General features: G+C 36.0%; 8 protein-coding genes and 2 pseudogenes. 5 read left to right on the forward strand and 5 right to left on the reverse strand.

Features of this window, described 5'->3' with window-relative positions:
* From ltrA to Wcon_RS07425, 3 genes and pseudogenes are all read right to left on the reverse strand, one after another.
* Positions 1 to 842 (reverse strand): group II intron reverse transcriptase/maturase (gene ltrA / locus Wcon_RS07415; RefSeq protein WP_114516916.1); only part of this gene is annotated, 842 nt, incomplete at its 3' end.
* A gap of 536 nt (positions 843 to 1378) precedes the next feature.
* A pseudogene (locus Wcon_RS07420) lies at positions 1379 to 1560 on the reverse strand (IS630 transposase-related protein); the annotation flags it as partial.
* Positions 1561 to 1873: 313 nt separating this feature from the next.
* Positions 1874 to 2455 carry an RDD family protein gene (locus tag Wcon_RS07425; RefSeq protein WP_179947499.1) on the reverse strand — a complete coding sequence of 194 codons (582 nt, stop codon included), beginning with the start codon at positions 2453 to 2455 and terminating at the stop codon, positions 1874 to 1876.
* 144 nt (positions 2456 to 2599) lie between these two features.
* On the opposite strand from Wcon_RS07425, the gene icd reads away from it, so the two are divergent.
* From icd to Wcon_RS12560, 5 genes are all read left to right on the forward strand, one after another.
* Positions 2600 to 4018: an isocitrate dehydrogenase gene (gene icd, locus Wcon_RS07430; protein ID WP_114517744.1), complete on the forward strand. Its 1419-nt coding sequence runs from the start codon at positions 2600 to 2602 to the stop codon at positions 4016 to 4018.
* Positions 4019 to 4080: 62 nt separating this feature from the next.
* Positions 4081 to 4239 carry a hypothetical protein gene (locus Wcon_RS12130; protein WP_237350104.1) on the forward strand — a complete coding sequence of 53 codons (159 nt, stop codon included), beginning with the start codon at positions 4081 to 4083 and terminating at the stop codon, positions 4237 to 4239.
* Between the two features lie 92 nt (positions 4240 to 4331).
* A complete protein-coding gene (locus Wcon_RS07435) occupies positions 4332 to 5435 on the forward strand; it encodes a molecular chaperone DnaJ (protein WP_237350105.1) in 1104 nt (367 codons plus the stop codon).
* 21 nt (positions 5436 to 5456) lie between these two features.
* Positions 5457 to 6095 (forward strand): endonuclease III, encoded by a 639-nt coding sequence (gene nth / locus Wcon_RS07440; protein ID WP_114517745.1) that lies wholly within the window; start codon positions 5457 to 5459, stop codon positions 6093 to 6095.
* Between the two features lie 346 nt (positions 6096 to 6441).
* Positions 6442 to 6576: a hypothetical protein gene (locus Wcon_RS12560; protein ID WP_255565536.1), complete on the forward strand. Its 135-nt coding sequence runs from the start codon at positions 6442 to 6444 to the stop codon at positions 6574 to 6576.
* On the opposite strand, the gene Wcon_RS07450 is transcribed toward Wcon_RS12560, so the two are convergent.
* Together Wcon_RS07450 and Wcon_RS07455 are read right to left on the reverse strand one after the other, a co-directional pair.
* Entirely contained in the window at positions 6571 to 6819 is a 249-nt protein-coding gene (locus Wcon_RS07450; protein ID WP_114517746.1) for a methylated-DNA--[protein]-cysteine S-methyltransferase, read from the reverse strand. The two genes, Wcon_RS12560 and Wcon_RS07450, sit on opposite strands and share 6 nt — an antisense overlap.
* Positions 6816 to 7488 (reverse strand): annotated as a pseudogene (locus tag Wcon_RS07455) (IS630 family transposase); the annotation flags it as partial. The gene Wcon_RS07450 and the pseudogene Wcon_RS07455, both read right to left, overlap by 4 nt.

Below are 7488 nucleotides of genomic sequence, written 5' to 3' on the forward strand. Positions count from 1 at the left end.
CTTTGTTTAGGAAATTCATCTCTCCTATTGTCATCCTTACAGTACACTATCTGTGTCTTTTCAGGATGTAATTTCAACTTATACTCAGCCAATCTTTCTTCGATCATTACTTTCACAAATTCTGCCTGTTTCTCTGTTCTGCAGTGCACTATCGCATCATCCACATATCTCTCAAATGGTACCGTCGGGTAGTTCTTTTTCATCCATATATCAAACACATGATGCATGAATATATTAGAGATGATTGGGCTAACTGAACCTCCTTGCGGAACTCCTTTATCCCTAACTACCTTACTGCCATCTGCAAGTTTTATAGGGGATTTTATCCACCTTTCAACGTATAGTATGACCCATTTGCAATTTGTATGCTTCTTGATAGCTTGCAATGCCAACTCGTGATCCAAATTGTCGAAAAACCCGGATATATCTAGATCTATCGTCCAATCATACCTCCAGCATCTTTTCCTTGCCGTATCTACCGCATCCAGTGCTGATTTATTCGGTCTATAACCATATGAATCTTCATGGAATTTTGGTTCTACTAGCGGCTCAAGATACATAGAAGCGGCCGTTTGCCCTATCCTGTCGAATACTGAAGGAACACCTAAAATTCTTTGTCCCCCTCCCGTATCTTTCGGTATTGCTACAGCTTTTACAGGCTCTGGAAAATAACTTCCTGATGACATCCGATTCCATAGTTTGTACAGATTATCCTTCAGGTTCTCTTCAAACCTTGTTATCGATACCTCATCCACACCAGCCGCACCTTTATTTTTCGATACTTGTTTATAAGCCCTCCAAATAAGTTGCTTTGGTATATCAAAAGACTTTGTTTTATTCATTAACTCCTCCCTTTCGGTTGATACATAATTAAAACTGAATAACTCAACTCCTTCGCTCCATTTCCATTACAGAAACTTCTTCACTACTACGCGCCCCTGTTTTCCGCATTGGTACTCTCATCCTTAGAGTTTAGCTCCTTGAATTTCTCCCTTATCATCGAAACGACAGGTTCCCGTAGTTCTACACAATAGCCTAAAATAGATTCATGCCACCTTTATGCCGGACGCCTCCTACCCCGTAAACAAGCTCCCGGTAGATTTATCCCAGTTGAGTTATAAGCCCCTGGTTTTGACGTCATCAGTTATGGTTTCGACACTTTATCAGTGGTTCACTTTCGTTCATCTCTCTATTTCACACATGACACATAACTGCGCCTTTTCCATAACGCTCACTACCTTGGCTCTTTACCAAAGCAGCTTATGGTTGTTTGAAGCCTGCTCTTGTAAATCGGCTCCGAGGGGCCCACCCTCATCTATTGCGTAGCTTAAGTACTCAGTTTGCTCTTTTCTGACCATTCCTTGCATCACTACGGCACACTATAACCTCCATTTCCAAGTTTTTTTGACTGAAAATCTCCTGTTTCTTTTTTCTTTGCTGCCACTCCCATAACGTAGTTCTTCCAATTTTAAATCTTGCTGCCACTGCTTCTCTGCTTTCTCCTTCTTCTAGTGATTCCATTGCTTTTTTTCTTAAATCATAACTATATGCTGCTGGCATACTTACCTTCACTACTATAAAATCTTATTTTACCTCGTTTGTACTATTATGAAAAGAGCTATGCTTTGCAAGCAGTAATACAGACAACTAAAGAAAAATATCGTATCTGTTCAAATTCATGGCAAATATTGAAACCAGTGCTTCTTTTCTTGTCATGCCAGTGCTTGACACTGGCATCCAGTCCTTTTTCACAAAAAACGTTGTAGAGTGTTTTCGTCAACCTGGATGCCAGTGTCAAGCACTGGCATGACACCATTTGTTTCTATGTTTTTGTCTATCTTATTTTGCCACCCTGCTGAACGGATACAAAATATCAACTAGGTTTATAGTATACCACTACTGTGTTTGCAATTTTGTCATAAAATGTCTGTTTGCGTTGGTCAAATCTTGCACATATAAAAATTAGCATTATAGCTATAATTGTCAATATACTATCTAAATTTGAGTTTAAGCCTAAGTCTAATAGAAAGACACAAAAGATATAAGTTAGACAGGGGAGGATAAACAGGAAAATCACCTTACAGATACTTCTTATTGCTGCCTGAATTAGAGTGGCATTTTTAAATGTATTTGTGCTTTTAACGCGCATATCACATAACAGCTTTCCTGGAGTGCCGCCAAGTTTTGTTATCATTAGTATTTCGAATACTACTGGTACTAATGTTATCGTTATCATAAGCACAATCGGCATCGCCATCACCATTATATGTTCTAATTGCTCATCTGTCTGGGAGAAACTGTCGTCGTCTGAGAACTCACCTAATAATCCAAATAATGATCCAAAAATAATACATACAAGCAGAGGAGAAAGAAATATAATAAAGTCCAGTATCCCTGCTGCAATACGCTTTATCAATCCTGCATAATTTACTTTAACATCTGTTTCAGTATCCATAACCCACTTATATTTCATAATGTCATCATATAATATAAAAGTACGTTATTAAATAACCGTAAATATACTAATTTGGGTAATATTAGCTACTTGTGCCACTCTATTATTTAAATTAACATTAAATCATTTATAGGTAGGGAAGTTATGTCAACACCAATCACAGTTGCATATGGTGACGGTATCGGACCAGAAATTATGGAAGTGGTGCTGTCAATATTGCAAGAAGCAGGAGCGAAAATCTCAATAGATATTATTGAAATAGGAGAGCATGTTTATAATAAGGAATGGTCTCACGGAATCTCTCCAAGTGGTTGGGAATCTATTGAAAGGACAAAGATATTACTCAAATCTCCGACAACAACTCCGCAAGGTAAAGGGCACAAAAGCTTGAACGTTGCACTGAGGAAGAATTTAGGGTTATATGCAAATATAAGACCATGCATTTCATATCATCCTGTTATAGAAAACAAATTCGGTAAGTTTGATATCGTAGTAATACGCGAAAATGAAGAAGATGTTTACACCGGAATAGAGCATAGGCTCACTGGTGACTCGTACCAATGCACTAAAATTATTACTAGATCTGGCTCAGAAAAAATATGCAGATACGCTTTTGAATACGCGAAAAAACACAACAGAAAGAAAGTAACTTGCCTGACTAAAGATAACATAATGAAAATGACTGACGGAACTTTCCATGCAGCGTTTGATCGCATTGCAAAGGAATACCAGGACATAAAGGCAGAACATTATATAGTGGATATTGGAATGGCGCGTGTTGCAACAGAACCGGAGAATTTCGATGTTATAGTAACTGAGAATCTATATGGGGATATATTATCGGACATAGTGGCACAAACCTCTGGATCTGTAGGACTTGCCGGAAGTAGCAATATAGGTAATGAATATGCAATGTTTGAAGCGGTTCATGGTTCTGCTCCTGATATTGCAGGAAAAAATATAGCTAATCCTTCTGGTCTTTTAAATGCTGCAGTGCATATGTTGGTCTATATCGGTCAAGTGAGTACTGCAAAACTAATTTACGATGCATGGCTGAAGACTTTAGAGGATGGAATACATACTGCAGATTTATATAAAGAGAAAAAGAGCAAACAAAAAGTTGGCACAAAAGAATTTGCAGAAGCTGTTATAGGTAATCTAAGAAAGAAACCTGCTGAGCTTATAATTGACAGTGGTTCGGATAATAAAGTGAATAGGGTTCAAGACAATTATGAACAAGATTACAAAGTTAAAAAGCTAGTGGGTAGTGATATAACGCTTGCTTGGAATAAATTTAGCAACTTTGACCAAATAGTTAGGTTATTTGAATCAAGTGATCCTAAGATTATAGCGATATACTCAAAAGGGCTGGCAATTTGGCCAGAAAATTCAAAATCTTCAAGTGACCAAATAACTTGTAGGTTTATCGCAAATAATGAAAAGCAAGCTATTACAAATAGTGATGTAAATAACTTACTAATCAAACTCGAAGAAAACAGCTTTGATGTAGTGAGAATGGACAAATTGTATTTGTATGATGGGAAAGAGGGTTTTTTCTCTTAATGGTTGCTTAATGTTTTTGTGCTTGCGTAAAACACTAAATATGCTATACTAATAATATATTTATGCGAGGAATAATAATGAATCAGCATTTTAAGTTAACTAGTCAGGAATTTAATGATAACGCCAACCTGTTTACAGTGCTAGAAATCAAAGCTGAGCAAGCTGTAGGTAAGAACTATCAAGAGCTTAGTAAAGTTTTAAAAAACAACATAATAAGTTAATTCTTGTAAATCATCCTGACAAAGGTGGAAACAAAGATAGATTTGATCAAATTCATAAAGCCTATCAAGAGCTAAAAAAATATATTGAACCTTTGGAATTAGGAAATCCTTGTGTTAAAGTTAGCGTTGATGCTGAAAGTGATGGGCGTTTAACAGCGCGTGAATTTTATTATAGGAAAAAGTTATTTGAAAAATTGAATATCATTGAAGAAGAAGTTAAAGGAAAGAATTTTGTTGAGCTTTACTCTATACTTAGAAAAAAAAGTAGCTCACTAGAGGAAGACTTGAAACACAAAAATAAATTAATTGATGATATAAATTCCTGGGCAAGATGTGGATCACTTTGCGGTGATCAAGTCAAAAAGCTAAGAAATGAGCTTGATAAGCACTTATTGAATCCTGACATGCAACTGTTTAGTTATATTTTTCCTTTAGAAAAGTGTAGGAGTCTAATAAGGAAAGACAAACAAGTACTAACGCAAAAGTTTATAAAACGTAGAGACGATTTGCTATCTAGTATTTTTAAGGCTGAATTATATACCTTACCTCCTCTAGCTCTTGCTGAAGCAAGTTATTGTTGTTATTTCTTGCCTACTTGGTTAATTGCCAGTAATACCTTGATGTGTTTATACTTGCTATTAGTAGCATTAAGTTTTGTTATGGTGCCTTTGGCTTCATTAACAGAACATTACGAAAAAAAATACAAAAACTCTGAGATTTCTACTGATCAATATGTAAATAGAAAAAATTGTATTTACTTATGCTATAAGCTTTTTGTTTTTTACCCTTTGCCTGTCTTTTTTACTTCTTTAATGATAGAGGGTTTTATTTCTAATAGTCTTTATGTTGATGTGACAATATTTGGTACTTTATCATTATTAGCACTGCTAGCTACTGAAGTATTTAGCTCTGCATTTTCAAAAGGTTGTGAAATATATGCCGAGAAGCACGCAAAAGATTTACTAGAAGAGGATCCAAGAGATAGAGTACAAAAGGAAACTGATCTGTTAGGACGGTATGATCCACGGAGGATATTAATGCCGATAATTATGCCTCTTGTTAGAAAGTGTTTTGCGGAGGTGGCAAGCGAATTTGCTGAGAGGAATTTTGATGAGGTAAAAACTGATATGTCTTATGTTAATGCTGAAGGACTATCTAAGCCTAAAGAAATTGAATTTGCGCAGCAACCAGTGTAGTATAAGTTTTTAGCTCTATGCATGGACTCAAAAAAAGTCAAATTGATATTTGAAAAATTCAAGAAATCAAACCCCACGCCAAAAATAGAGCTAAATTATACCAATCATTTTACATTATTGGTTGCGATAGTTTTATCAGCACGGACGACCGATGTTAGTGTAAACAAAATTACAAGAGAACTATTTGACATTGCTGATACGCCAGAAAAAATGCTGAGCTTTGGGCAGGGTGAGCTGAAAAAACGTATAAGTAGTATTGGTTTATATAATTCCAAAGCAAAAAATATAATCGGACTTAGTAAAATACTGGTGGAACGATACGAAAGCAAAGTTCCTAGCGATTTCGATGATTTGGTATCTTTACCAGGGGTTGGGAGAAAGAGCGCTAATGTATTCTTAAATTCAGGACTTGGTATTCCAACATTGGCAGTTGATACTCATGTTTTTAGAGTAAGCAATAGAGTTGGGCTTGTGAAAGAAAAAGATGTATTTAAAACAGAACAATCTCTTTTAAATGTAGTTCCAAAAAAATACCTGCTTTATGCTCATCATTGGCTAGTTTTACACGGTAGATATGTTTGCAAAGCACAAAAACCTTCGTGTGAAACGTGCATAATTCATGATTTATGTGAATTTGAGTGTAAAAGGTATAAAGTCTAGCACACCACTCCGATATTCCTTCCTTTTATCATCCAAGTAGCTGACGCTGGTTCTTTTACGACGGCAGTACCCACTGGTTCACCTTATGATGGTGTCATTCAAGTAGCCCTTCGTTGTCATCTCACGCTCCTGTTTTCTTGTCATTCCAGTGCCCAAGCAACAAGGACAACATTGCAAATTTAGAGTTCAAAAGGGTTATTCCTCGAGAACTATTGCATCAGAAAGCTGGCGCTGAATTTGTATATAATGTTGATCTTGGAGGTTTTTATGAATAATAGTAAGGATAAGAGAAGAAAAAAATTAGAAATTCGTATTCTATCAAGTAGAGGTAGGTCTTTACTTGACCATGAGCTACAGCGATACAAGTAGTAAAGAAATATCAAGGCTAGTGAGGGAATACAGGAAAATTAAGGATGGAACGTTGCGTGATATTATTCATTCAAGGCTCTTACTAATAGATAGGTATAGTAGTGCTTCATAAACAATTCTTGCGTTCTACTCCCCAGCGGTACTTATGAATTTTTCCAGATTTACGAATAACACGATGGCATGGTATTAAGTAGGAAATTGGATTATTAGCAATTGCATTTGCAGCAGCACGTATGGCCTTTGGCTTACCAATTATATGAGCAATATTGGCATAGCTTGTTGTCGTACCTGTGGGAATTGAAATCAATGCTTGCCAGACTTTATAGCTCTTTTCATAATAGTCCGAAAAGCTTATAGAAAAGCGGAATCAACAGCATGACGAAAAGATGTGAATAGAGGGATGTTTTTCCTAGCTCTGTTTTTTATAGCAAACCAATGATGCTCAATTTTGTTAAAATCGGGAGAATAAGGCGGTAGATATAAAATTTCTGCGCCAACTCCTTTAGCAAATTCAGTAATCTTATTAGACTTATGAAAAGTAGCATTATCAAGGATAACAGTTTGTCCAGGTTTCAAAATCGGTGTCAGAAACTGCTCAAACCATTTATTAACATATTACAGTGGCCTTCAAATGTTAACGGAACAACTATTTTCCTGCCGTTTAAGGCTGCAATCATACTGATTCGTTGAATTTTTTTACCAGATTTTAGAGCATAAAACCTCTGTCCCTTCTGGCAATATCCATAAGGGTAGTCCTCGGTGTTATCAATGCCAGACTCATCTATATAAACTAAGTTTTGAGGTTCTTTTGTTGCTATAATTTTCAAAAATTCAGCGCGTTTTTCTTCGTCCCTTTCTTTGTATCCATATGTCTTTTTTTGCGTGTGAGTCCAATTTTTTTAAGAGCTCGATGAATCGTTGGGATACTAACATTGCTCCAAAGCTTAGCCATTTCCGATAGAGTTTTTCCACCATATTTTTTAGCAAATTCAGTAAATTTATTCCAGTCAGTAATTTTGTGATT

The organism is Wolbachia endosymbiont of Cylisticus convexus, from assembly GCF_003344345.1.